Annotated in this window: 22 protein-coding genes, 2 tRNA genes and 1 pseudogene; 10 read left to right on the forward strand and 15 right to left on the reverse strand. The window is 68.4% G+C overall.

Going from position 1 to position 24,519, the window contains the following annotated elements; genetic code table 11:
• From G6021_RS00425 to gyrA, 5 genes are all read right to left on the reverse strand, one after another.
• Positions 1-391 (reverse strand): MFS transporter (locus tag G6021_RS00425; protein ID WP_182640455.1); only part of this gene is annotated, 391 nt, incomplete at its 3' end.
• A gap of 73 nt (positions 392-464) precedes the next feature.
• Positions 465-537 (reverse strand) — tRNA-Ala (locus G6021_RS00430).
• Between the two features lie 59 nt (positions 538-596).
• A tRNA-Ile gene (locus G6021_RS00435) sits at positions 597-670 on the reverse strand.
• A gap of 88 nt (positions 671-758) precedes the next feature.
• On the reverse strand, positions 759-1,382 hold the full coding sequence (locus G6021_RS00440) for a DUF3566 domain-containing protein (RefSeq protein ID WP_179524016.1): 624 nt from the start codon (positions 1,380-1,382) through the stop codon (positions 759-761).
• 6 nt (positions 1,383-1,388) lie between these two features.
• Positions 1,389-3,911: a DNA gyrase subunit A gene (gene gyrA / locus G6021_RS00445; protein ID WP_182609572.1), complete on the reverse strand. Its 2,523-nt coding sequence runs from the start codon at positions 3,909-3,911 to the stop codon at positions 1,389-1,391.
• Positions 3,912-4,362: 451 nt separating this feature from the next.
• Between gyrA and G6021_RS00450 the strand changes: the two genes are divergently transcribed.
• Entirely contained in the window at positions 4,363-5,598 is a 1,236-nt protein-coding gene (locus tag G6021_RS00450; RefSeq protein WP_347238890.1) for an alpha/beta fold hydrolase, read from the forward strand.
• A 16-nt stretch (positions 5,599-5,614) separates the two neighbouring features.
• Here the strand turns inward: G6021_RS00450 and gyrB are convergent, their stop codons facing one another.
• The 5 genes from gyrB to dnaA form a co-directional block, all read right to left on the reverse strand.
• Positions 5,615-7,732: a DNA topoisomerase (ATP-hydrolyzing) subunit B gene (gene gyrB / locus G6021_RS00455; RefSeq protein WP_182640456.1), complete on the reverse strand. Its 2,118-nt coding sequence runs from the start codon at positions 7,730-7,732 to the stop codon at positions 5,615-5,617.
• Positions 7,733-7,849: 117 nt separating this feature from the next.
• On the reverse strand, positions 7,850-8,404 hold the full coding sequence (locus G6021_RS00460) for a DciA family protein (protein ID WP_179524013.1): 555 nt from the start codon (positions 8,402-8,404) through the stop codon (positions 7,850-7,852).
• Positions 8,401-9,663 (reverse strand): DNA replication/repair protein RecF, encoded by a 1,263-nt coding sequence (gene recF, locus G6021_RS00465; RefSeq protein ID WP_182609573.1) that lies wholly within the window; start codon positions 9,661-9,663, stop codon positions 8,401-8,403. Before recF ends, G6021_RS00460 begins: the two co-directional genes overlap by 4 nt.
• 25 nt (positions 9,664-9,688) lie before the next feature.
• Positions 9,689-10,864 carry a DNA polymerase III subunit beta gene (gene dnaN / locus G6021_RS00470; RefSeq protein WP_182609574.1) on the reverse strand — a complete coding sequence of 392 codons (1,176 nt, stop codon included), beginning with the start codon at positions 10,862-10,864 and terminating at the stop codon, positions 9,689-9,691.
• A gap of 693 nt (positions 10,865-11,557) precedes the next feature.
• Positions 11,558-13,039 (reverse strand): chromosomal replication initiator protein DnaA, encoded by a 1,482-nt coding sequence (dnaA, locus tag G6021_RS00475; RefSeq protein WP_259844122.1) that lies wholly within the window; start codon positions 13,037-13,039, stop codon positions 11,558-11,560.
• 551 nt (positions 13,040-13,590) lie between these two features.
• On the opposite strand from dnaA, the gene rpmH reads away from it, so the two are divergent.
• From rpmH to G6021_RS00520, 9 genes are all read left to right on the forward strand, one after another.
• The gene (gene rpmH / locus G6021_RS00480; protein WP_179524010.1) at positions 13,591-13,734 is read left to right on the forward strand and encodes a 50S ribosomal protein L34; all 144 of its coding nucleotides are present in this window, start codon (positions 13,591-13,593) and stop codon (positions 13,732-13,734) included.
• Between the two features lie 18 nt (positions 13,735-13,752).
• A complete protein-coding gene (gene rnpA / locus G6021_RS00485) occupies positions 13,753-14,118 on the forward strand; it encodes a ribonuclease P protein component (RefSeq protein ID WP_182609575.1) in 366 nt (121 codons plus the stop codon).
• Positions 14,115-14,429 carry a membrane protein insertion efficiency factor YidD gene (gene yidD / locus G6021_RS00490; RefSeq protein ID WP_182609576.1) on the forward strand — a complete coding sequence of 105 codons (315 nt, stop codon included), beginning with the start codon at positions 14,115-14,117 and terminating at the stop codon, positions 14,427-14,429. Before rnpA ends, yidD begins: the two co-directional genes overlap by 4 nt.
• 13 nt (positions 14,430-14,442) lie before the next feature.
• Positions 14,443-15,633 (forward strand): membrane protein insertase YidC, encoded by a 1,191-nt coding sequence (yidC, locus tag G6021_RS00495; RefSeq protein ID WP_182609577.1) that lies wholly within the window; start codon positions 14,443-14,445, stop codon positions 15,631-15,633.
• A 129-nt stretch (positions 15,634-15,762) separates the two neighbouring features.
• On the forward strand, positions 15,763-16,251 hold the full coding sequence (locus G6021_RS00500) for a R3H domain-containing nucleic acid-binding protein (protein ID WP_179524006.1): 489 nt from the start codon (positions 15,763-15,765) through the stop codon (positions 16,249-16,251).
• A 285-nt stretch (positions 16,252-16,536) separates the two neighbouring features.
• Entirely contained in the window at positions 16,537-17,226 is a 690-nt protein-coding gene (gene rsmG / locus G6021_RS00505) for a 16S rRNA (guanine(527)-N(7))-methyltransferase RsmG (protein WP_241736361.1), read from the forward strand.
• 108 nt (positions 17,227-17,334) lie between these two features.
• On the forward strand, positions 17,335-18,258 hold the full coding sequence (locus tag G6021_RS00510) for a ParA family protein (RefSeq protein ID WP_182609579.1): 924 nt from the start codon (positions 17,335-17,337) through the stop codon (positions 18,256-18,258).
• Positions 18,255-19,355 (forward strand): ParB/RepB/Spo0J family partition protein, encoded by a 1,101-nt coding sequence (locus tag G6021_RS00515; protein WP_182640458.1) that lies wholly within the window; start codon positions 18,255-18,257, stop codon positions 19,353-19,355. Before G6021_RS00510 ends, G6021_RS00515 begins: the two co-directional genes overlap by 4 nt.
• On the forward strand, positions 19,352-20,047 hold the full coding sequence (locus tag G6021_RS00520) for a hypothetical protein (RefSeq protein ID WP_182609581.1): 696 nt from the start codon (positions 19,352-19,354) through the stop codon (positions 20,045-20,047). The genes G6021_RS00515 and G6021_RS00520 overlap by 4 nt, the downstream gene beginning before the upstream one ends.
• Here G6021_RS00520 and G6021_RS00525 read toward each other — a convergent pair.
• The 5 genes and pseudogenes from G6021_RS00525 to G6021_RS00545 form a co-directional block, all read right to left on the reverse strand.
• Positions 20,035-21,225 (reverse strand): N-acetylmuramoyl-L-alanine amidase, encoded by a 1,191-nt coding sequence (locus tag G6021_RS00525; RefSeq protein ID WP_179524001.1) that lies wholly within the window; start codon positions 21,223-21,225, stop codon positions 20,035-20,037. The two genes, G6021_RS00520 and G6021_RS00525, sit on opposite strands and share 13 nt — an antisense overlap.
• A 92-nt stretch (positions 21,226-21,317) precedes the next feature.
• Positions 21,318-21,659 carry a thioredoxin gene (trxA, locus tag G6021_RS00530; RefSeq protein ID WP_179524000.1) on the reverse strand — a complete coding sequence of 114 codons (342 nt, stop codon included), beginning with the start codon at positions 21,657-21,659 and terminating at the stop codon, positions 21,318-21,320.
• Between the two features lie 78 nt (positions 21,660-21,737).
• A complete protein-coding gene (trxB, locus tag G6021_RS00535; RefSeq protein WP_179523999.1) occupies positions 21,738-22,670 on the reverse strand; it encodes a thioredoxin-disulfide reductase in 933 nt (310 codons plus the stop codon).
• A gap of 133 nt (positions 22,671-22,803) precedes the next feature.
• Positions 22,804-23,430 carry an RNA polymerase sigma factor SigM gene (gene sigM, locus G6021_RS00540; protein WP_182640459.1) on the reverse strand — a complete coding sequence of 209 codons (627 nt, stop codon included), beginning with the start codon at positions 23,428-23,430 and terminating at the stop codon, positions 22,804-22,806.
• Positions 23,431-23,580: 150 nt separating this feature from the next.
• Positions 23,581-24,519, reverse strand: a pseudogene (locus G6021_RS00545) (hypothetical protein); the annotation flags it as partial.

Genomic DNA, 24,519 nt, shown 5'->3' on the forward strand with positions numbered 1-24,519 from the left:
CGTTCCTGGTGGGGTGCAGCTCGATGATCGCCGCCGCCGCCGATCCGGTGACCAGCCCGACGCCCAGACCCTGCACCACCCGCGCGGCGATCAGCCAGGCCACCGAGGGCGCCGCCGCGAGCCCGGCCATGCTCAGCACCAGCAGCACCAGGCCGGTGATCACCACCGGCCGGCGGCCGATCGCGTCCGACAGTCGTCCCAACAGAAGTAGCGGGACCAGGACCGCCAGCGCGTACACCGCGTAGACGACCGTGATCATGGCGCCGCTGGTCCCCCAGGCCTCCTGATAGTCCACGTACAGGGGGGAGGGCGTCGCGCTCGACATCAGCGCCGCCGTCACGACGAGCGCCATCAGGACGAACGGTGTCCACGAGCGGGAAGTGCTGTCCACGGGCGGTCCTGGGGTCGGTCCACCACGGCCCGACACCCGTCGGGCGGGGAGGGGGACGCGGGAGGGAGAGGAGTGGAGCCTAGGGGATTCGAACCCCTGACATCTGCCTTGCAAAGGCAGCGCTCTACCAACTGAGCTAAGGCCCCGTGCCACAAAGCGTGAACGCCGGACCGCGGCTAGCGATCCGGCGTCTGCCATGCGGGGGTGGGCCTAGGAGGACTTGAACCTCCGACCTCCAAATTATCAGTTTGGCGCTCTAACCACCTGAGCTATAGGCCCTCGTACCGAAGCGTTAATCTACCCGACGCGCGCGCCGCCACCCAAATCGGGAGTCCCGCGGCGATGACGGGACCCCCGAACCGGCACCTCAGTTCCGGCGATCGCTCAGCGTCACCTGCACGCCGCCACCGGTCAGCCCGGCGGCGAGGTTGTAGATGAACACCGCGAGGGTCGTCAGGATGGCCAGCAGCAGGACATTGAGCAGTCCCACGCCGCCGCTGTAGAGGAAGATCGTCGACGGCCCGATCGCGGCCGCCGACTCGTCACCCGCGACCCCGGAGAGCAACCCCCCGAGCCGGTCCCACACCCCCATGCCGGAGAGCAGGAGGTAGGTGACACCGATCGCGACCATCCACACCAGGTACAGGGCGAACATCAGCCCGAGCACGGTGGTGAACGCCGACCACGGGTCGATGCGTCGCAGGACTAGCACCGACTCCATCGGCCCCCGCCGCTCCGTCGGCGGAACCATGGGGGCCGCGCGACCGGCCGCGCCACCCGAGTGCGCGGTCGCGACACCGCCGGGCAGTCCCTCGGCGCGGTGCTGGGTCGCCGCGGGGAACGACGCGGTCGCGGTCGCGTCGTCGGGGGTGGTCTCCACGGCGGGGGACTCCGCCCCGGTCGTGGAGCTGGCCGACCCGCCGAAGCCCGGCGCAGGGGTGGAACCCTTGGGTGCCGGGCCGCTCTCGGGTCCGTCGCTCGGCTCGGTCATCGCCTTCTACTCCTTGTCGGACCCGGCGTCGAGCCGGTCGTCGTCGTCGGGCTCGTCGGCGTTGCGGGCGATCGCCAGCAGCGAGTCGCCCTCGGCGAGGTTCATCAGGCGCACGCCCTTGGTCTGCCGGCCCGCCTTGCGCACCTGCTTGGCGAACGTGCGGATCACGCCACCGCTGGACGTGATGGCGTAGAGCTCGTCCTGCAACTCCACGATCGTCGCACCCACGAGCTTGCCGCGCTTGGGATCGAACATGAGCGTGAGCACGCCCTTGCCGCCCCGGCCCTGGGCGGTGTACTCGGCCAGCGCGGTGCGCTTGGAGTACCCGCGCTCGGTGGCCACCAGCAGGAAGAGCTGGTTCTCGTCCATCTCCGAACGGACCACCGACATGCTGAGCAGGGCGTCGCCGTCGTTGAACCGCATCCCCATGACACCGGACGTCGCACGGCCCATCGGGCGGAGCGTGTCGTCGTTGGCGTGGAACCGGATCGACTGTCCCTTCTCGGAGACCAGGAGGAGGTCGTCCTCGGGGCCGGCGAGGGCGGCACCGACGAGCTCGTCGCCGTCGCGGAGGTTGACGGCGATGAGACCGCCCGAGCGAGGCGAGTCGTAGTCCTCGAGACGGGACTTCTTGACCAGGCCGTTGCTGGTGGCCAGGACCAGGTACGGGGCGTCCTGGTACCCCTTGATCCGGATGACCCCGGCGATCCGCTCCTCCGGCTGGAACGCGAGGAGGTTGGCCACGTGCTGGCCCCGCGCGGTGCGGCTGGCCTCGGGCAGCTCGTAGGCCTTGACGCGGTAGACCCGGCCCTTCGTGGTGAAGAACAGCAGCCAGTCGTGCGTGGAGGAGACGAAGAAGTGCCGGACGATGTCGTCCTGCTTGAGCTCCGCACCCCGCACACCCTTGCCGCCCCGCTTCTGGGCGCGGTAGAGATCCGTGCGGGTCCGCTTGGCGTAACCCGTCTCCGTGATGGTGACGACGACGTCCTCGCGGGCGATCAGGTCCTCGTCGGTGACGTCGCCGTCGGCCGGGATGATCACGGTGCGTCGGTCGTCGCCGTACTTCTCGACGATCTCGCGGAGTTCGTCTCCGACGATCGCCCGCTGCCGCTCGGGCTTGGCCAGGATGTCCTTGTAGTCGGCGATCTCGAGCTCGATGGCGGCGAGCTGGTCCACGATCTTCTGTCGCTCCAGGGCCGCGAGGCGGCGGAGCTGCATGTCGAGGATGGCCTGGGCCTGGTCGTCGTCGATGTCGAGGAGGTCCTTGAGACCCTCGCGGGCGATGTCGACGGTCTGCGACCGACGGATGAGCGCGATGACCTCGTCGAGAGCGTCGAGCGCCTTGACCAGCCCGCGCAGGATGTGGGCCCGCCGCTCGGCCTCGTCCAGCAGGTACTGGGTGCGCCGGACGATGACCTCGATCTGATGCGTGACGTACAGCCGCACCAGCTGGTGGATCGGGAGCGTGCGCGGCACGCCGTCGACGATCGACAGCATGTTGGCGCCGAACGACGTCTGCAGCTGCGAGTGCTTGTAGAGATTGTTGAGGACGACCTTGGCCACGGCGTCACGCTTGAGCGTGATGACGATCCGCAGGCCCACACGATCGGACGACTCGTCGTCGATCTTGGAGATGCCGGCGATCTTGCCGTCGCGCAGCTGCTCGGCGATCGACAGGATCATGTTGTCCGGGTTGACCTCGTAGGGCAGCTCGGTGATCACGATGACGGTGCGGTTGCCGTCCTCCTCGATGGAGGTCTTGCCGCGCATCCGGATCGAACCGCGCCCGGTGGTGTAGGCGTCCTTGATGCCCTGGTCCCCGACGATGAACCCGTGGGTCGGGAAGTCCGGCCCCTTGATGAAGCCCATGCAGGCGTCGAGCGCCTCGTCGTCCCCGGCGTCCGGGTTCTCCAGAACCCAGTAGACGGCCTCGGCGACCTCGCGGAGGTTGTGCGGCGGCATCTTGGTGGCCATTCCCACCGCGATGCCACTGGAGCCGTTGATCAGCAGGTTCGGTACCCGGGACGGCAGAACGACCGGTTCGGACGTCTTGCCGTCGTAGTTGGGCTGGAAATCGACAGTGTTCTTGTCGATGTCCCGCACCATCTCCATGGCGAGCGGGGTCATCTTGCACTCGGTGTAGCGCATCGCGGCCGCACCGTCGTTGCCGCGCGAACCGAAGTTCCCCTGGCCGTCGACCATCGGGTAGCGCATCGCCCACGGCTGGGCCAGACGGACCAGGGTGTCGTAGATGGCCGAGTCACCGTGCGGGTGGTAGTTGCCCATGGTGTCGGCGACGGGCTTCGCGGACTTCACGTAGCTACGGTCGGGCCGGTAGCCGTTGTCCCACATCGCGTAGAGAATGCGACGGTGGACGGGCTTGAGCCCGTCCCGGACGTCCGGGAGGGCCCGCCCGACGATGACGCTCATCGAGTAGTCGATGTAGCTTCTCTGCATCTCCGCCTGGATGTCGACCGGTTCGATGCGGTCGTGTCCCCCGGCGTCGGGCGGCAACGTCGTGTCCGTCATGGGCTCCTCTTCGGTTCCTCGTCGCGCTGGCTTCTCTCGCAGACGATGTCGCGGGCACGCGCGTGCTCTGACGGCGGCCGTACGACCCGCCCAGTCTATAGGTCCTGGGGAAACGGGTTCGAGGGCACGCCTCGGGCACCCTATTATCTGCGAATGGAACAAGTCCTCGACCGCGTTCGTCGCCGGGTCCTCCGGGCGTCACCGCTCCCGGACCCGGTCCTCGGCTGACCCCGTCCGCTCGCCCGGTCTCGCGTCGCCTGGTCTCGGGCCGCCTGGTCTCGGGCCGTCTCGACGGATTGCCGTGCCCAGATGATGTGACGCACGTAACATTTCCGTCATGTCGCGCCTCCGTAGTGAACCCGGCCACCGAAACCGTCGTCTCGTGGCCGTGGCGGGAGCCTCTGTCTTTGCGCTCGTCAGCGGCCTTGCAGCCCCTGCCGGCGCGCAACCGGTGACGCAGCCGACCGCGAACCGGGACGGCGTCCAGTTCGACCAGCCGGGCGGTTTCTACGACACCCGGGGCCTCGCACCCTCGTCCCCGGGCGCCGTCCTCCGTGCGCAACCGGCCGACCTACCGCTCGCGGTGTCCGTCCCCGGACTACCTCCGCTTCCCTCCCCGCTGCCGGCGGTGGCTCAGCGGGTCGTCTACCAGACCGTCGACGTCGACGGTCGACCCGTGGCCACATCCGGCGCGCTGTACGACTCGACCGCACCGTGGAACGGTCCCGGACCACGACCCACCATCGTGATCGGGCCCGGTACGCAGGGTCAGGGCGACGCGTGTGCCCCGTCCCGGAATCTTGAGACGGCGCTCGGCGTGAACCCGCAGACCGGGGGCGCGGTGCCCTCGTATGAGCAGGCGTTCGCGCTGGTCCTGGCCGCCCAGGGCTTCCGGGTGATGGTGATCGACTACATCGGGCTCGGCACGCCCGGCGTGCACACCTATTCCGACCGGGTGGAGCAGGCCCACGCCATGCTGGACGGTGCCCGGGCCGCCCGCGCTCTGAGCGGGGACGCTCCCGTGGTGTTCTGGGGCCATTCCCAGGGTGGAGGTGCCTCCGCGGCCGCTGCCGAGCTCGCCCCCGTGTACGCCCCGGACGTCGACCTGCGGGCGGCCTACGCGTCCGCTCCCCCGGCGGATCTGCTGGCGGTGCTCGACCACATCGACGGCTCCACGCTCACCGGTGCGATCGGGTACGCCATCAACGGCATGTCCCAGCGCTTCCCCGCCGTCCAGCAGGTGGTCGACAGGCAGGTCAACGGCGCCGGTCGGGCCGCGCTCGCAGACATCGCCGGCCTGTGCACCCTCGACCTGCGCTCGGCGTACGGGATGCGCACCACCAACGAGTGGACCCACTCGGGCCGCAGCCTCGGAGAGCTGATCCGCTCCGAGCCCGAGGCACTACGGGTCCTCGATCACCAGCGGATCGGCCGACTCCGACCCGAGGTCCCGGTGATGGTCGCCGGGGGTGTCAACGACGACATCATCCCGCTCGGTCAGGTCGAGCAGCTCGGCCGGGACTGGTGCGAACAGGGAACGGCCGTGCACTTCCGTTATGAGACGACCCCGCCCGTCGCCGGCGTGACGCACGCCGCGGCGGCCGTGACCAACTTCCCGGCGGCCCTGGACTTCGTCACCCGCCGGCTCGCGGGAGAACCCGCGCCGAACGACTGCGGGAGCCTGTAGCCCGCGGGGGCGCGGATCAGACGTCGAGGAAGCGGACGTCCCGCGCGTTGCGGGTGATGAAGTTGCGGCGCGCGTCGACGTCCTCGCCCATGAGGATCGAGAACAACTCGTCGGCGGCCGCGGCGTCGTCGAGCGTGACCAACCGGAGGGTGCGCACCGTCGGATCCATGGTGGTCTCCCACAGCTCCTTGGGGTTCATCTCACCGAGACCCTTGTAGCGCTGGATCCCGTCCTCGACGTTGATCTTGCGCTTCTTCTCCAGACCGATCTTGAGGAGCTCGTCGCGCTCGCGGTCCGAGTACGCGAAGTCGGGCTCGCCCTTGCCCCACTTGAGCTTGTACAGCGGCGGCTGCGCCAGGTAGACGTTCCCGTTCTCCACCAGCGGCTTCATGAACCGGAACAGGAGGGTGAGCAGGAGCGTCGAGATGTGCTGACCGTCGACGTCGGCGTCGGCCATCAACACGATCTTGTGGTAGCGCAGCTTCTCGAGATCGAACTCCTCGTGGATACCCGTGCCCAGGGCGGTGATGATCGCCTGGACCTCCGTGTTCTTGAGGACCTTGTCGATCCGGGACTTCTCGACGTTGATGATCTTCCCGCGCAGCGGCAGGATCGCCTGGAACATCGAGTCCCGACCGGACTTGGCCGAGCCGCCGGCGGAGTCGCCCTCCACGATGTACAACTCGGACTTGGCCGGGTCCTTGGAGCGACAGTCGGCCAGCTTCCCGGGGAGCCCGCCGATATCGGTCGCCGACTTGCGGCGGACCATCTCGCGGGCCTTGCGGGCGGCGACGCGGGCCTGGCTCGAGGCGATGCCCTTGTTGACGATCACCCTGGCCTCGGCCGGGTTGGCCTCGAACCAGTGACCGACGTGCTCCGAGACCTGCCGCTGGATGAAGCCCTTGACCTCGGTGTTGCCCAGCTTCGTCTTGGTCTGACCCTCGAACTGGGGGTCGGAGATCTTGGCCGAGATCACCGCGGCGAGGCCCTCGCGGATGTCGTCACCCGTGAGGTTGGGGTCCTTCTCCTTGAGCAGCTTCTTGTCGCGGGCGTACTTGTTCACCAGTGAGGTCAGCGCGGCGCGGAAGCCCTCCTCGTGGGTGCCGCCCTCATGGGTGTTGATCGTGTTGGCGAAGGTGTGGACCGACTCCGAGTACCCGGAGTTCCACTGCATCGCGACCTCGACCTCGTGGCCCGTGCCCTTGCCCTCGAAGTAGAGGATCGTCTGGTGGATCGCCGTCTTGGACTTGTTGATCGCGGTGACGTAGTCCTTGAGGCCGTCCGGGTAGTGGAAGGTGCGCTTGCGCTCACGGACCTTGACCGGCTCGGCGGGCTCGGTGGTCTCGACGGCCCCCTCGACGAAGGCCTGCTCCGCGTCCACGGCGTGCTCGATGTCCGACCCCTCGTCGGAACCGGGCGCGGAGTCGGATCCGCGACCCTCGCTGTCCGCGATCGCGTCGAGCTCCGCTGCCTGTTCCGCCCGGGACCGTCGATCGGTCAGGGTGATGGTCAGGCCCTTGTTGAGGAACGCCATCTCCTGGAGGCGACGGGCCACCACGTCGAAGTCGTACTCGGTGGACTCGAAGATCGACCCGTCAGCCCAGAAGCGGACCCTGGTGCCGGTTCCCTCGGCGGGCCCGGCGTCGACGAGCTTCTCGGGGACGGCCATGTTGAAGTTCTGCTGCCACAGGCGTCCGTCCCGCTTGATCTGCACCTCGACCCGGGTCGACAGCGCGTTGACCACCGAGATGCCCACGCCGTGGAGACCACCGGAGACCGCGTAGGAGTCGGAGTCGAACTTGCCGCCCGCGTGCAGCTGGGTCATGACGACCTGCACGGTGGGCATGCCCTGCTCGTGCATCTCGACGGGGATGCCACGGCCGTCGTCGATCACCTCGACGCCGCCGTCCTCCAGCAAGGTCACCTTGACACCGGTCGCGTGGCCGGCCATTGCCTCGTCGATCGAGTTGTCCACCACCTCCCAGATCAGGTGGTGCAGACCGCGCGTCCCTGTGGAGCCGATGTACATACCCGGACGCAGCCGGACGGCCTCGAGTCCTTCGAGAACGGTGATCGATGACGCACCGTAGTCGTTCGTGCCCTTCTTGCTGGCCTTGCTCTTGGCGTCCGCCACGTGCGAACTCCTCGCGTCTCGGGGGTCTGGGACCGGCCCAGTCTACCTGCGACAACCCGCGCGCGGCCCCCGGGCTCGCCAGGACGGGCCCGATGGCCACCCGGGTGGCTCCGCCCCTCAGCCGTAGGTGTCCCGCGGCCCACGACCGGACACGTGCAACGGGCCCTTCCGCCAACTGGGTTTCTCGGGGCCCTCGATCTTGAGGCGACGCACGTGACCCGGTCCCATGGCCGCGGCGATCTTGCGGAGGATGTCGGCCGCCACGAGCCGGAGTTGGGTCGCCCACGCGGTGCTGGAGGCGCGGACGTACAGCACGCCCTCCTCGAGTCGCTCCGGGGTGGCGTGCGCGGACATGTCCTCGCCGACGATGCGGTCCCACTCCGCGAACAGCCGACCGGTGGTGACCTTGTCGTCCCAACCCCGTCTCTTGGCGACCTGGCCGACGAGTCGCCCGAGCGGCTGGGGATCCCAGGGGTCGGCACCCGACCCGGTCCAGCCACGTTTGCGCAGCCGCTTCCCGCCTCCCACCGGACCGGTCCGCCCGCGACCGACCTGTTTGCCGTCCGCACGAGCCCGTGTGCGTGCCTCCTCGAGGGCCTGCCTCGCGATGTCATAACCGCGTTGTGGCGGGTCGGACGGTGTTATCGGATCCCTCCGCTGATCGTCGGTCACCTGTGGACCTCCCTGGTCGAGGGTGCGGTGTCGTCGTCTCCGTCGTTCTGGTCGTCGTCCATAACCTCGTCGTGACGTCCGGCGGCGCGGCGCGACACCGTGATGTCCGAGTGACGACCCGCGCCCTCCCCCGTCATCACCACGTCATGACGGACCCCCCGCAATCCGTCCGGGACGTCCTCGCCGACCGCCGCGGTCACCAAGACCTGTTCGACGCCGGTCGCCGCCGCCGCGAGGGCGGCACGGCGGTGGCGGTCGAGTTCGGCGAACACGTCGTCCAGGAGCAGGACGGGCTCGATGCCGTCCGCCCGGAAGAGTTCGAGCGATCCGAGGCGCAGGGCGAGGGCGAACGACCACGTCTCGCCGTGGCTGGCGAACCCCTTGGCGGGCTCGTCACCGAGCGACAGGACCACATCGTCCCGGTGAGGTCCGACGAGGGACATCCCCCGGTCGATCTCGTCCTGGCGTCTCCTCCCGAGCTCGGCGAGCAGGACAGCCTCGACGAGCTCGGGGTCGGCCAACTCGGACTCCTCCGGCGCGGCGCCGACCCGGAACCGGTACGCGAGATCGGCCGGACGGGACTCCGGCGCCAGACCGCGATAGGCATCGACGACCAGTGGTCGCAACTCCTCGAGCAGGAGGACGCGCCCCGCGACGATCCTCGCCCCGAGTTGGGCGAGACGACCGTCCCACACGTCGAGCGTGTCCAGGGCCGCCTCCGCCTCCTCCCCCCTCCCGCGCCGGAGAACGCCGGAGGCGGATTTGAGGAGGGCCGACCGCTGTCGGAGAACAGAGGAGTACTCGGCGAGGTCGCCCCCGTGGGCGGGCCGACGTTGGACCAGGAGCTCGTCGAGCAGTCTGCGACGCTCGGCCGGTTCCCCCCGGACCAGGGCCAGGTCCTCGGGTGCGAAGAGCACGGACTGCACCACCCCGAGGATGTCGCCGAGGCGGCGGCAGGGCGAGGTGTTGAGCCGCGCCCGGTTGGGCCGCCCCGAGTTGAGGGCCAGCTCCACGGTGAGTTCACGTCCGGCGTTGTGGGCGAGGGCGGCGATCATGGCCGTCTCCGCGCCCGTGCGGATCATCGGTGCCTCGGCTGCAACCCGGTGCGATCTCAGGGTGGCCAGCACCCCGACGGCCTCGAGGACGTTCGTCTTCCCGTGACCGTTGCGCCCCACCAGTGTGGTCACCCCGGGCTCCAGCTCCAGCTCGAGCAGAGGCCAGGATCGGAAATCCAGGAGCCTGAGGTGACGCAGGTGCATGCCGGGCGGCTTCGGGAGAGCCGGGTCAGCCCGGCAGGCGGACCGGCATGAGCAGGTAGGTGTGGTTCGAGTCGACGGGGGCGATCGCGCCGTCGGCGTCCGGGGAGGGCAGTTCCTCGGGAGCGGGGCGCAGGACCGCGGGACGGCTGGCCTGGGTGAACCCGAACGCGACGCGCGCCGAGTGCATGCTGCCGAGCCCGTCCAACAGGTAACCGGGGTTGAACGCGATGGTCAGGGGCTCACCGAGGAAGTCGACGGGGAGGGTCTCAGAGGCCTGGGCCGCGTCATCCCCGCCCGCGGAGAGCGCCAACTCGCCGTCGGAGAACGTCATCCGGACCTGCACTCCCCGGTCCGCGACCAGCGCGACGCGCTTGATGGCCTGCACCAGCGCGTCGACCTGGACGACCGCCATCGAGGTGTGTTGGGTCGGCAGCAGCTGGCGGACCTTGGGGAACTCGGCGTCGAGGAGCCGCGTCGTGGTGCGCTGCCCGGAGACCAGCACGCCCATGATGCCGTCCGCCCCGACCTCCGAGCCCGCGCCCAGGCTGAGGTCGACACGCCCACCCTGGCCCGCCGACCGGGTCACGTCGGACAACGTCTTGGCCGGGATCAGGACCTCCACGGCCACGTCCTCGCGAGCGGGTTCCCACTCCAGATCGCGGATGGCCAGGCGGAACCGGTCGGTCGCGATGAGGGTGACCCGGGGTCCCTCGATCTCCATCCGGATGCCGGTGAGCATCGGGAGCGTGTCGTCCTTGCCGGCCGCCACGGCGACCTGGGCCACGGCCTCGGAGAACGCGTCGACCGCGGCCGATCCGGTCACCCCGGGCATCGCCGGCAGCTGCGGGTAGTCCTCGACCGGCATCGTGGGCAGGGTGAACTTGGCGGTGCCGCAGTTGATGTACATCTTCTGGGCGCTCACCGTGACCTCGACCGGACGGTCCGGGAGCGCGCGGGCGATGTCGGCTAACAACCGACCGGACACCAGGGTGCTCCCCGGCTCGGACACCTCGGCCGGGACGGAGACCTGCGCGGAGGTCTCGTAGTCGAAACCCGAGATGGTCAGACCGGAGTCCGCCTCGAGGAGAACCCCGCCGAGGATCGGGACCGACGGTCGAGACGGAAGGGTCCGCGCCACCCAGGCCACCGAATCGGCGAAGTCCTCGCGGGTGACGCGGAACGTCGGATCCGTGATCTCCATCGGTGACCTCTTTCTGGGCGGGGCGCGTACCGCCGGTATCTGGACGAGTGGTCTGTTCGCGGCTGCGGTCTCGGGCGTTCTCTGGCGTCCGACGGGGTCCGCCGGATCATCTCCATGAGAGTAACCGCTCCCGCCGACAGCGGGAACACGGAGTCCTGTAACCCGGTCAAGCAGGCTCGCCGTTCCACATACCTACTTCTTACAAGAACTCTCTAGAGAGATAAGTAGTAGTAGTAGGTCCTGTGAAATTGTGAGCCGACGCCTGTCTACGCAGTTCAGAGTGCGATTGTGGCTGTGGACCGAATCGGCTCATCCTGTGACTTGCGAGCGGCGCGGGTGGAATCACAGATTTCGGTCCACCGTCTGTCCACCGCCGGTCCACAGGAACCCACAGAGTTGTCCACAGGTGTGAAGGGTGTGGCACATGGTATGAGGGGGGTCACATTTACATGTCGGAACGGTCACACGACTCCGACTCTCGAGAACCGGGGGTGGTCCGTGGGGCGGGCGTGTGCGGCGCCGGGCCACTCGGGGGGCGGCCCGACGAGGAGCCACGCGGAACCGAGCGGTCCGGCCCGACGAGGGCACGGACGAAGGCATCGGCGAGCGCACGGATGACCCGCCGCACGGGCAGCAGAGGGATTGCGAGGGGACACGCCGAGGTGAGGCCGGAGGGACGGGTCACAAGGACCGTCAGAGAGAGCGCGAGCGTTCCTTGATCCGGGCGGTGAGCTCCTGGATCTGGTCGTACATGCGCCGGTCGTCCTTGATCTCCTTGAGGATCTTCCGCTGGGCGTACATGACCGTGGTGTGGTCCTTGCCGCCGAAGGTGACGCCGATCTTGGGTAGTGACAGGTCCGTGAGCTCTCGGCAGAGGTACATCGCGATCTGCCGGGCGCGGGAGAGGGACCGGGTCTTCGACGTGCCGCAGAGCTCGTCGATGCTGGTCGAGAAGAACTCCGCGGTGACCGCCATGATGGTGGCCGCCGAGATCTGGAGGGAATCGTCGTCCGAGACCACGTCGCGCAGGACCACCTCGGCCAACGGGACGTCGATCTCGTGTCCGTTGAGGGAGGCGAACGCGACGACCCTGATCAGCGCACCCTCGAGCTCGCGGATGTTGCGCTGCACGCGTGTGGCGATCAGCTCCAGGACATCGCGGGGGACCACGTAGTTCTCCGACTTGGCCTTCTTGTCGATGATCGCGATTCGCGTCTCGAGCTCGGGCGGCTGGATGTCCGTGATGAGACCCCACTCGAAGCGGGTACGCAGCCTGTCCTCGAGGGGCTGGAGCTGCTTGGGGGGCCGATCGGAGGAGATGACGATCTGCTTCTGGGCGTTGTGGATCGTGTTGAAGGTGTGGAAGAACTCCTCCTGCACCTGCTCCTTGCCGATGAGGAACTGGATGTCGTCGACCAGGAGGATGTCGGCCTCGCGGTACCGCTTCTTGAACATGTTCTGGCGGCCGTCGCGGACGGAGTTGATGAAGTCGTTGGTGAACTCCTCGGTCGAGACGTACTTGACCTTCTGTTCGGAGTACATCCTCAGGGAGTAGTGCCCGATCGCGTGGAGCAGGTGTGTCTTGCCGAGCCCCGACTCGCCCCAGATGAACAGCGGGTTGTAGGCGCGCGCCGGGGCCTCCGCGACCGCGAGCGCCGCCGCTCGGGCGAACCGGTTGGAGTTCCCCTGGACGAACGCGCTGAACGTGTACCGCTCGTTGAGTCCAGGCGCGGTCGCCGCCGACAGGGCCTCGTCGCGGTCGCTGCCGTGCAGCAGTCGTTCGGCCGCGATCTGCTCCTCGGTCATGCGGACCGGGCGCGAGGTGGCCGGTGGATGGGAGGCCTCCGGCTCGGGTCGGTGTATCTCGTCGACGTCGATCCGGGGATCGTCGGCATCGGAGTGGTGGTGCCGGCCGGCGAGGGAGGTGTCGACCTTGACCGCCAGATCGACGGGCTCCCCGAGTTGGGAACTGAGCGCGCGGGTGATCGGCCCGCGCAGGATCGACTCGATGTTGTCCCGGGCGAACGCGGACGGCGCGGCGAGCATCGCGAACCCGTTGACCACGGCGATCGGTTGGACGAGACGCAACCAGGCCTGCTGCTGGCGGGACAACGCGGGATTGTCGTCGCTGGCCAGAGACGGGTCGGTCAGCTTGTCGAGGACCGCGCTCCACACGTGTTCGAGGTCAGGAGACACGGTGGGCGGTCTCCTCTCGTCGGTGTGAAGCGGTTCCGGGTGGCCGACCCTCTCGGCCCGGCCGGGCACCACACTCTATCCACAGGCTCCGACCCAGGTCCAACGCGGTATCCACATGGTTGTCCACAGCTGTGGAAGATAGACCGGCCCCGCGGTGGCGGGTTCGGTCTCCAGTGCGTGAGGGTGGGGTCTGCTGCGTCGTGATTACGTTAGGCGGCCCGGGTGGGGCTCGATGATGAATGACCGTAACAACACCGTGAACTCGTGGGCAACCCTCAAGATCAACTGGAGGGCGGATGTCAAGCATCCGGCGTCCCGGCGTGTTGCCGTGGCCTGCAGGGTGGTACCGATGGTGCGGATGTGATTACACGGTTTGGTGGCGAGGCCATCGTGCGCGTAATCTTGAGCAGTCTGTCGCGCGCCCGTGAGGCGTGCGGCGCGTCGTGGTACCGCCCGTCAGTGGTGTTTCGACGACATCAGGAACTCGATCGGGCGCACGAGTGGCGCCTACTTCACGTGAGGAGCCAATCATGGCCAAGGGCAAGCGGACTTACCAGCCGAACAACCGTCGTCGTGCCAAGGTGCACGGCTTCCGTCTCCGGATGCGCACGCGCGCCGGACGCGGCATCGTCGGCGCTCGCCGCCGTAAGGGCCGCGCCTCGTTGACGGCCTGATCCGGGCCGGGGTGGCGGGTGCTTCCCAGGACCCACCGGCTCCACCGTTCCGCTGACTTCGCGGCGGTGGTGCGGAGGGGTGCGAGGAAGGGCCGCCGGACGATGGTCGTACACGCCCACGTGGACTCTTCGGACGTCCGCGTGGGCGGTCCTCGTTTCGGCCTGGTCGTCAGCAAAGCCGTCGGTGACTCGGTGACCCGCCACCGTGTCAGCCGGCGGCTTCGTCATATCGCCGCCGAGTTGCTGGCGGAGCTCGATCCCGATCTCCTGATCGTGGTCAGGGCCAATCCGGCCTCTGCGGCGGCCTCCCATGACGATCTGGTCCGCGATATGCGTTCCGGTCTGTCCTCCGCGGTGCCGCGTGCTCGTGAGGAGCGGTCATGACCGAGGGCCGCCACGGCCCCGTGGCCCGGGTCCTTCTGTGGATGCTCGACTTCTACCAGAAGGGGATCTCGCCCCTGACCCCACCGAGCTGTCGGTTCGAACCCACCTGCAGCAGTTACGCGGTCGAGGCCGTTCGAGTGCACGGCGCCTGGTACGGGACGTGGCTCTCGGTGTGGCGGTTGTTGAGGTGTGGTCCCTGGACTCCCGGCGGGTGGGATCCGGTCCCGGAATCCCGTTCCTCCGAGCCCCGCGCCCCCGACGATCCCGCGGATCATCCCCACGAGCATCCCGACAACTCCGAACGAAGCTAGGACTCCACCACCGATGTCGTTCATCACCGACCCTCTGGTCTACTACCCGATCTCCGGGATCCTCTGGTTCTGGCACAAGATCTTCGCGTTCCTCGGGGGCTTTCTTCCCTGGGTGGAGTCACCCGACTCCAACGGCGCCATCTGGGCGCTCTCCGTGATCTTCCTCGTGGTCACCCTCCGCATCCTGCTGTTCTGGCCGGCGGCCAAGCAGATCCGCTTCTCGCGGAAGATGCAGGAGATGCAGCCGCGGATGAAGGAGCTGCAGAAGCGGTACAAGAACGATCGCGAGAAGCTCGCCACCGAGACGCGCAAGCTCCAGAAGTCCGAGGGGTTCAATCCGGTCCTCGGTTGTCTGCCGATGTTCATCCAGATCCCCGTCTTCCTGGGTCTGTTCCATGTGCTCCGGTCCTTCAACCGGATGGGCAACAACTTCGGTGCGCTCGGTATGAGCGCGGAGGAGACGCGGAACACCGGCAACTACGTCTTCAACGCGGACGAGGTCCAGAGCTTCCTGGACGCGCGGCTGTTCGGCGCTCCCCTGTCGTCGTTCATCTCCCAGCCGATCGAGCAGTTCCAGGCGTTCGTCGACCCCGGGGCGGCACTGGACTTCGAGCGCTGGAACATCATCATCGTGGCCATCCCGCTGATGATCGTCTCGGCGGTCACCACGCACCTCAACGCCAGGATCTCGCTGTCCCGCCAGTCGCCTGAGGCCGCGGCCAACCCGCAGGCCAAGATCATGAACCAGTTGATGCTGTGGGCCTTCCCCATCGGCATCCTGGTCACCGGCGCGTTCTGGCCGATGGCGATCCTCGTCTACATGGTCACCAACAACCTGTGGACCCTCGGCCAGCAGTACTACCTCTTCGAGAAGATGGCCAAGGAGGACGACGTGGCCGCCCTCAAGCGCCGTGAGGAGCAGAAGTCCCTCGCCCCGAGGGTCGGCGTGAAGCCCGTCAACCCCAAGAGGGGCCGGGGTGCCCCGACAGGTACCGCCGTGGCCTCCCAGGAGACGGTGGCCGGTGTGACGTCGGATGACGACGACGACCCGGACGCCGCCCCGGCGGTCGCTCCCGCGCCCTCTCCGGGCGCGGCTCCTCGGCCGGGTCAGAGACCACAGCAGCCGGGCGGTCAACGGACGCGCCCCGCACAGAAGAGCGGCGGGGGAAGCGGTAAGGGCAAGAAGAAGAAGCGTAAACGCTGACCGCAGGTCAGTCAGACCACCGACAAGGTCCCCGATGCCCCGGCATCGGGGACCTTGTCCCATACTTGGGGTGAGTACTCGCCGGCCAGGACGGGCGCGGCGATCGGCGGCGATGACGGAGGCAGATCCATGTCGAAGAAGAACATCGAGGTGTCGGAGGAGCGTCTTGTCGAGGAGGGCGAGGTGGCCGGTGACTACCTCGAGCAGCTCTTGGACATCCTGGACTTCGACGGGGACATAGATCTGGATGTCGAGGGCGATCGTGCGATCGTCAGCATCGACGGGAGCGAGGATCTGGATCGCCTCGTGGGTTCCGACGGTGCGGTTCTCGACGCCGTGCAGGAACTGACCCGGTTGGCCGTTCAGCAGGAGCTGGGAGATCGCAGCCGGTTGATGTTGGACATCTCCGGGTGGCGCGCTGCCAAACGCGAGGCGTTGACCGAGGCCGGTCGGGTGGCCGCACTGCGGGTGCTCGAGTCCGGCGAACCCGAGGAGCTCGAGCCGATGACCCCGTTCGAGCGGAAGGTCATCCACGATGCGATAGCGGAGATCGAGGGAGTGTCCTCGGACTCGACCGGGGCCGAGCCGAATCGGCGGGTCGTGGTCCTGCCGACCTGACCGAGCTGCCGGACTGACCGAGCCGGTTCGAGTGCCGGACAGCGAGACTAACGGGGGCGCGGGCGTGGAGCCCGCGCCCCCGGCGTCATGTAGGGGTTGAGCGTGGTGCGGACACGGCTACTTACATCGATGTTATTCGGGGGATGTTTCACGTGAAACCAGAGGCGATTCGCGCCGGAAGAGGACGACGGTGACATGAACGAGGACACAGGGCACGAAACGACACGTGACGAGGTCGATGCGTCCACAAGCGCTGACGCCCGGGACGATACGAGTGAGACGTCAATGGTCGAGACTCCCCCGGAACCTCCCGCCGGCGCGGGTTCAGTGTTCGGCGACCGTCTCCCCCTCGCGGTCAGGTACGTGGAGATCCTCGCGACCGCCGGTCTGGAGCGGGGGCTGATGGGACCACGCGAGCGCCCGCGGCTGTGGGACCGACATGTACTCAACAGTGCGGCGGCCGCCGTCGGGTTCATGGAGAACGAGTCGGTGGTCGACATCGGCAGCGGCGCCGGCCTACCGGGCATCCCGCTCGCGCTCGCCCGACCCGATCTCCGCATCACTCTGGTCGAGCCCCTCCTCCGTCGGTCGACCTTTCTGCTCGAGGTGGTCGACCAACTGGGACTGGATGTTCGTGTGGTGCGCGGTCGTGCCGAGGAGAAGGGCGTGATCGCAGACGCCGGCGGTGCTGACGTGGTGACGTCGCGGGCCGTCGCTCCGCTCTCGCGGCTCGCCGGATGGTCTGCGCCGTTGCTCAGACCGGGTGGTCGGATGGTGGCGCTGAAGGGTGCCTCCGCCGCGGACGAGATCGAACGAGACGAGCGGGCCCTCCGGAAACTGGGCTTTGATGGTGCGCGCGTCGAGGTCGTGTCCGCGCCGGATGCGGAGGAGACGAGGCTCGTCATTGCGACGCTCGCGACTAGAGTGGGTAGCCGTGGCTCCCGCTCTCGCGCACGCGGTTCACGGCATCGGTGATGTCCGTCGGAATCGCAGCGGGCGATGTCGGTTTCACGTGAAACACTGGCGGCAGGGGCATCGGGACGATGCGCTGAGTTGCTCTGACAGGTAGTTGAAAGGTGACGGATGTCCGAAGACGAGACCCCGATCTTCGCGGCCGCACGGCAGGCGAACGAGGTACTCCACGGCGACGCCCCCGCGTTGCCGAGGCCCCCGCATCCGCGGATCATCACCATCGCCAATCAGAAGGGTGGGGTGGGTAAGACCACCTCGACGGTCAATCTTGCGGCGTCTCTCGCCCTCGGTGGTCTCGGTGTCCTGGTGATCGACATGGACCCGCAGGGCAACGCCAGCACCGCGCTCGGAGTGGATCACCGGGAGGGAACCCCGTCGAGCTACGAGCTCCTCATGTGGGAACACGCCCTGGAAGACCTCATGCAGAGCAGTCCCCATGCCGAGCGTCTGTTCTGTATCCCGGCGACGATCGATCTCGCGGGATCCGAGATCGAATTGGTGGGCCTCGACCACCGGGAGCATCGGCTCGCCGAGGTGCTCAACAGCGAGGACCTCGTGTCGTTGGGCATTGACTATGTCCTGATCGACTGTCCCCCCTCGTTGGGACTGCTCACGGTGAACGCGATGGTGGCGGCGAGTGAGGTGCTGATCCCTATCCAGTGCGAGTACTACGCGCTCGAAGGGGTCGGCCAGTTGCTGCGCAATGTCGAGTTGATCCAGCAGCACCTCAACCGGTCGTTGGAGATATCCACCATCATGCTGACGATGTACGACGGACGGACCAAGCTCGCAGAGCAGGTCGCCGGCGAGGTCCGTACCCACTTCGGTGACACGGTGCTCCGTACCGTCATCCCGAGGAGCGTCAAGGTGTCGGAGGCTCCCGGGTACGGGATGACCATCCTCCAGTACGACGCCGGATCCCGCGGCGCTCTCGCGTACCTGGACGCGGCGAAGGAGCTCAACAGCCGCGCGGATCGTCTGCACTCACACGTGGAGGACGGCCGCGTGTCCACCGGCACGGAGGAGAGTCGATGAGTCAGCAACGCAGGGGTGGTCTCGGCCGGGGGCTCGCCGCCCTGATCCCCACGGGGCCGGACGAGGGTCCACGTCTGGGCAGTGATGCAGCCGACGTGATCCTGGGTCCGAGGGGCGGTGGTCCGCGGACCACTCCCCCCAGGCCGAGGTCCAGCGGTCCGGGGACGTCGGCAGCGAGCAACGTCTCCGTCGACGACGCCTATCGGACACCCCGTCCGGACGGTGCGAGGGACGACGATGTTTCACGTGAAACCGACGACCTCGTGGATCCCGGCGCGGTGTATCGCGAGATCCCTCCGTCGGCGATCGAGCCGAACCCGAAACAGCCCCGAACCCATTTCGACGAAGAGGCGCTGGCCGAGCTGGCTCACTCCGTCAAAGAGTTCGGGCTCCTCCAGCCGATCGTCGTCCGTGAGATCGCGGCCGGCCGATATCAGCTCATCATGGGCGAGCGACGCTGGCGCGCGAGCCAACGGGCCGAGCTCCCGACGGTCCCGGCGATCGTGCGGCAGACCGACGACGAGGATCTCCTCCGGGACGCGCTTCTCGAGAACATCCATCGGGTCCAGCTCAATCCCCTCGAGGAGGCGGCGGCGTACCAACAGCTCCTTGAGGAGTTCGACGTGACGCAGGCCGAGCTCGCGACCCGGATCGGTCGGTCGCGTCCGGCCATCACCAACAGCATCCGTCTGCTCCAGTTGCCGACCGCTGTCCAGCGCCGAGTGGCGGCCGGTGTGCTGTCCGCCGGCCATGCCCGAGCACTGCTGGGCCTCGAGGCCGGGGCGCCCGCCCAGGACGAGCTCGCAGCGCGAATCGTGGCGGAGGGCCTGTCGGTCCGGGCCACGGAGGAGATCGTCACACTGTTGAACCGGGAGGGCGACGGTACGGCGTCGAGGCCCTCCCCCGCGCCACAGGGTCGCCGACGGGATCCTGAGTTGGAGGCGGTGGCGGGTCGACTGTCCGATCGCTTCGAGACGTCGGTGTCGGTCACCATGGGGCGGCGAAAGGGGCGCATCACGATCGACGTGGGCGACGCCGATGACCTGAACCGGGTCCTGACGCTACTCGAGGGCGGGACGCCCGGATCGCCGCGATGAACTCGATCCGGCCGCTCGACCTCTCCGCCGTGGACCAGCTCGGGCCCCGGGCTCGCAAATGTGTGTACTGGCAGACTGACGGGCAGGTCGGCCAGGACGAGCCGGGGGATCCCGAGTTCGAGAAGGAGGCGTGGATCTCCCACGTGTCCCTGGAATGGGGTGTGTGTGGTCAGATAGCCAGCTATGGTGACCGCTCGACCGGGGCGGCGTTCTACGCGCCCCCCGGGATGGTGCCGCGTGCGGCCTGCTTCCCGACCTCCCCGGTGGGCTCGGACGCCATCCTCCTGGCGGGGTTGAGCATCGAGCACGGGGCGCCCGGCGGTGCGCTGACCTCGCTCCTCGATGCGGTGGTGGTGGATCTGCGCCGACGCGGAATCAAGGCGATTGAGGCCTTCGGGGTGACGTCCGGGGACACCGGGGACGTACTGTCACGTGACACGTGTGGTTCGGAGTCGTGCATCGCTCCGACCGGCTTCCTCGTGGAGCACGGGTTCACCGTCGTGGCCGAGCACGAGACCCATCCGAGACTCCGACTCGATATCGAGAGTGAGCATCTCTGGAAGGCCGACGTCGAGAGGGCGCTCGATCAGCTCTTCGCGGAGCGGGGATTCGCCACCAGGAGGCTGGGGGTGTTGTCCGGGGCGACCGCCCGGCACACGGTGGACCCGCGGGCGGGACGTCAGTCCCGCTGACGCTGTTCGTAGTCGATCAGCTCGTTGACGGACATCGACCCGGTGGGGTGATCGTCCTCGTCGAGTAGGTAGAGGCGCTTCACCCCCACGAGGATGGAGTCGATGATGGTGTCCTGTGCGGTGCGGTCCCCGAGGATGGAGAGATCGCGGGGATTGTAGGCGTACCCCAGGACGATCTGGATGGACGGCATCCGGGTCATCCGGAGAAGGGGCCAGCTCCGCCCGTGGGTGCGACAGTCGCGGAGACTGGTGCGACTGACGATCTCGCGCTGGATGAACCCGGACAGCGCCTCCCCGAGCATCGACTCGGCACCCAGGGAGTTGCCGAAGTAGAAGGTGGCGACACCGTTGCCCACCGGGTTGGGATGCCGGTCCAGGCGGAGCGAGATCATGAGATCGGCGTTGAAGGCGTTCGCGATCTCGGCGCGCTCGGGGTCGGTCGGGATCATCGCCTCCGGCCGGGAGAGGAAGACCTCGACCCCCGCCTGGTTCATCCGCTCGGACAACCGCCGGGTGATGTCCCAGAGCAGCTCGGCATCCGTGATGGTTCCGTGCGGGGTGTCCATGCGGATCGGGTTCTCCGAACCGCTGGGGCCGGGGTCCAGGACGATCCGCTTGCCGGCGAGCATCGGGCCGGAGGTCCGCGCCCGCTCGCGCTCGACCAGCGAGGAGACGTCCCCACCCTTGAACAGGGTGGAGAACCTGTTCAGGGTGTCCAGGGTCTCGGCTCCCACGACGCCGTCCGCGGGCAGGCCGCAGTCCCGCTGGAAGTCCGTCGCCGCGGCATGGGTGAGGGGACCGAAGGTGCCGTCGACCAGTCCCGCGTAGAAACCGAGTTCCCCGAGCCGACGCTGGAACTGCGCCACGTCGTCTCCCGCCATGGGCCTGGAGACGATGTAGCTGAGATCGCGGGTCCCGAGGACGTGGGTGGCGTCATGGAGCGCCGCCTGGGTCGACGGACCCACGATGCCGTCCGAGATGAGCCCACGGGCCTGCTGGAAGGCCAGGACGGCCGTCTCCAGGTCGGCGTCGAACACGGCGTCGGTCCGGGCCAGGATCGATCCGGTCTGGGGTTCGGTGACCCCGACGGACTCGATGTTGTGCAACAGGCCCATTCCCGCGAGGGTCGCCCGGATCGAGGCCACCTCGGGCCCACGGTCACCGCGTCGCCACGCCATGGTTCTCCTCCGCTCCACTCGACTGGGTACCCGGATGAACTTACCGCCTCCGGCGCGGACGTGCCCGGAGCGCACCCGAGTGGGCGGGGCGTCTAGAGGACGTCCCCGAGCTCGGTGCGCAGCGCCGACTTGGACTTCGCTCCGGTGATGCGCTTGACCGGCTTGCCCTCGGAGAACAGCAGCATCGCCGGGATGGCGGTGATCTGGTACTCGGCGGCGAGCTCCTGGTTGGCCTCCACGTCGACCTTGGCGACCGTGAGCTTGTCGGACTCGGCTCCGGCGAGCTCGTCCAGGACCGGCGCCATCATGGTGCAGGGGCGGCACCACGTGGCCCAGAAGTCCACCAGGACGGGCTTCGACCCGCTGGCGGCGAGCACGGCCTCGGCGAAGTCGTCCTCGGTCACGTCGATGATGTTAGGGGTGTTCACGGCCATTGTGGTGGGTCCTTTCGGGGTGGGGGTGTGGGCGTCCCGGGTGTCCCGCCCGCGCGGATCGGGTCCGCCCGGTGGGGGTCAGGCCTGCTCGGCGAGCCAACGCTCGGAATCGATCGAGGCGGCGCACCCCGAACCGGCGGCCGTGATGGCCTGCCGGTAGCGGTGGTCCACCAGGTCGCCGCAGGCGAAGACCCCCGGGATCGAGGTCGCGGTGGTCTGGCCGGTGAGGACGTACCCGTCCTCGTCGACCTCCACCTGGTCCCGGACCAATTCGGAGCGCGGGTCGTGACCGATCGCCACGAACATCGCGGCCGTCTCGAGCTCGCTCGTCTCACCGGTGACCGTGTTGCGCAGCTTGAGGCGCTCGACCGATCCACTGGCACCCGAGAGCACCTCGTCGACCGTGGTGTTGAGGACGAACGAGATCTTCTCGTTCTCCTTGGCCCGTTCGAGCATGATCTTAGAGGCGCGGAACTCCTCCCGCCGGTGCACGATGGTCACCGAGGAACCGAACTTGGTGAGGAAGGTGGCCTCCTCCATGGCGGAGTCGCCGCCGCCCACCACGACGATCGGCTTGTCCCGGAAGAAGAATCCGTCGCAGGTGGCGCAGGAACTCACGCCACGGCCGAGGTACTCCTGCTCGCCGGGGACGCCGAGGTAGCGTGCGGCGGCGCCCATGGCGAGGATCACGGCGCGGGCGCGGTGCTCCTCCTCCCCCACGCGGACGATCTTGACCTCGCCGGCCAGGTCCATCGAGGTGACGTCCTCCATGCGGAGGTCGGCGCCGAAGCGCTCGGCCTGCTCCCGCATCTGCATCATCAGGTCTGGGCCCATCATCCCCTCGGCGAAGCCCGGGAAGTTCTCGACCTCCGTGGTGGTCATGAGCGCACCGCCGAACTGCGAACCCTCGAACACCACCGGCTTGAGCTCGGCCCGAGCGGAGTAGATGGCGGCGGTGTACCCGGCCGGGCCGGATCCGACGATGATGACGTCGTGGAGGGTGTCGCTCATGGGTTCTTCGGACTCCTTGGCGGGTGGGGAACGTGGGCCGGGACGATCTGCGGATCCACACGATCTGCGGAACCACTATGCCGATCGATGGATCTACTAAGGCGACAACACCCGGCGGGTCGGTGTTGTTCCCTCAGTCGGTGAGGGTGACCCCCGCGAGCGGCACGCTGAGCTTGGCCCGCCCGCGCGAACACCGGCTCTTGATGGTGCCGGGGCGGGCGTTGAGCAGGTGGCACGCCTCGGCCACCGTGCAGCGCAGCATGTCGACGACGACGACCGCGTCCCGCTGGTCGGTGGGCAGCTCCGCCAGGGCCTCGGCGACGATGATCGCGTAGGCGGGGTCCTGGTAGAAGTGGTCCCGCAGCGAGATCTCCTCGTGGAGTCTGGGAGTGAGCTCGGAGTGGGTGCGCAGGCGTTGTGACCGCATCTTGTCCAGGCAGGCGTTGACCACGATGCGGTAGAGCCAACCCTGGACGGGGCAGGCGTGGCGGAAGGAGTCGGCCTTCCGGTACGCCGAGATGAGGGCGTCCTGGAGCGCCTCGGCGGCGTCCTCACGGTTGAAGGAGGTCCGTATGGCCAGCCGCCACAGGTAGTCGTAGTGGCGCCGGACGAGGGCGGAGAACGCGTCCGGGTCGCCGGCGATGTGCGCGTCGAGCAGTTGGACGTCCGAGAGCGCGGACCCGGCCGTGAGGCGCGACCCGGCGGTGAGCGGGGAGCGTCCCGTGACCGTGGAGAGATCGTCGACGGCGCTGGTGTTCACGGCGGTGACGTTAACGCGGCGGGGACCGCCGTGGGGCTGTCACCTCGGGCCCGGGAGCGGGCAGCCGGCTCGACCTCGCTCGCGACCTCGCTCGCGACGTCGCTCTCGTCGTCGATGCGGCCGGGAGGGCTCGGCCGTGGCCGGGCCGGATCACCGGGTGAGAAGGATCTCGCTGATCGACGCCGCGTACGACTCGGGGCCGGAGGTACCGAGCCGGGTGAACCACACGATCAGGTACCGGGACTCCTCGGGCTCGTCGATCGTCACGGTCCCCGAGCCGTCCCGGATCGTCCCCTCGCCGAGCAGGGTGGTGTCCTCGAGAGAGTCCGGGGACGCACTGTCGGCGACCCGGACCTCGAAGCGCACACCGTCGTCGTCCGAGTGGACCACCACGCGCCGGGTCTCCTGCTCGCCGTCGAGGGTCAACAGGAGGCCCACCCCGGGCTTGTACGCGGCCCCGCCGTCGCCGAGCTGGTTGCGGTAGGTGTCGGTGGACCACGAGGTCGACCTGTCACCGTCCGCGACGTTCGGGGCGCTCGAGGAGTTCTCTGCGACCCCCGCCGACCCGACGGGCTGCCACGAGGTGACGTCCGAGACCGTGACGGGCGTGGACGGTGCCTCACGGGTGGGCTCGGTCTCCCCCGGGCCCGACTCGTCCGATGCGGGCTCGGTGGTCGCGGCGGACCTGCTGGCCTGGGCGGCCCGTTCGATCGCGTCGAGTTGCTGGGACAGGGGGGTCTCGTCGCCGCCACCGGCCAGCGCCCCGAGTAGCCACGCGGACAACAGCGCGATCACCACGACGGCCGCCGCGCTGGTGCCGGCCATGATCTGCCAGCGACGTTTCTGGGTGGCCTCGTCCGGCTGTGGGTAGGCCTCGTCGATTCGGTCCGCGTCGTATCGGTCTGCGCCATACCGGTCCGTATCGAGCCCACCGTGGGACTGCCGGTCCGGACCGACGCCGCGTACCGCGTCCCCCGTCCCGTCCCCCGCCCGGTCGCGCGGACCGGCCACGGGGTCACCGTGTCCGGGTGCTGCCGGAACGGCGTGTCCCCTCGAGGACGCGACGCGGACCGGCCCGCCGACGCGGTC

It is taken from the genome of Dietzia sp. CW19 (genome assembly GCF_014145265.1).
In the GTDB taxonomy this organism is placed as follows: domain Bacteria; phylum Actinomycetota; class Actinomycetes; order Mycobacteriales; family Mycobacteriaceae; genus Dietzia; species Dietzia natronolimnaea.

Coding starts and splice junctions, on each gene's coding strand:
- G6021_RS00440 (WP_179524016.1), bottom strand. CDS start 1,382: ATGACCGAGCCGAGCGACGGACCCGAGAGCGGCCCGGCACCCAAGGGT.
- gyrA (WP_182609572.1), bottom strand. CDS start 3,911: ATGACGGACACGACGTTGCCGCCCGACGCCGGGGGACACGACCGCATC.
- recF (WP_182609573.1), bottom strand. CDS start 9,663: ATGCACCTGCGTCACCTCAGGCTCCTGGATTTCCGATCCTGGCCTCTG.
- dnaN (WP_182609574.1), bottom strand. CDS start 10,864: ATGGAGATCACGGATCCGACGTTCCGCGTCACCCGCGAGGACTTCGCC.
- rpmH (WP_179524010.1), top strand. CDS start 13,591: ATGGCCAAGGGCAAGCGGACTTACCAGCCGAACAACCGTCGTCGTGCC.
- yidD (WP_182609576.1), top strand. CDS start 14,115: ATGACCGAGGGCCGCCACGGCCCCGTGGCCCGGGTCCTTCTGTGGATG.
- yidC (WP_182609577.1), top strand. CDS start 14,443: ATGTCGTTCATCACCGACCCTCTGGTCTACTACCCGATCTCCGGGATC.
- G6021_RS00500 (WP_179524006.1), top strand. CDS start 15,763: ATGTCGAAGAAGAACATCGAGGTGTCGGAGGAGCGTCTTGTCGAGGAG.
- rsmG (WP_241736361.1), top strand. CDS start 16,537: ATGGTCGAGACTCCCCCGGAACCTCCCGCCGGCGCGGGTTCAGTGTTC.
- G6021_RS00510 (WP_182609579.1), top strand. CDS start 17,335: ATGTCCGAAGACGAGACCCCGATCTTCGCGGCCGCACGGCAGGCGAAC.
- G6021_RS00515 (WP_182640458.1), top strand. CDS start 18,255: ATGAGTCAGCAACGCAGGGGTGGTCTCGGCCGGGGGCTCGCCGCCCTG.
- G6021_RS00520 (WP_182609581.1), top strand. CDS start 19,352: ATGAACTCGATCCGGCCGCTCGACCTCTCCGCCGTGGACCAGCTCGGG.
- G6021_RS00525 (WP_179524001.1), bottom strand. CDS start 21,225: ATGGCGTGGCGACGCGGTGACCGTGGGCCCGAGGTGGCCTCGATCCGG.
- trxA (WP_179524000.1), bottom strand. CDS start 21,659: ATGGCCGTGAACACCCCTAACATCATCGACGTGACCGAGGACGACTTC.
- trxB (WP_179523999.1), bottom strand. CDS start 22,670: ATGAGCGACACCCTCCACGACGTCATCATCGTCGGATCCGGCCCGGCC.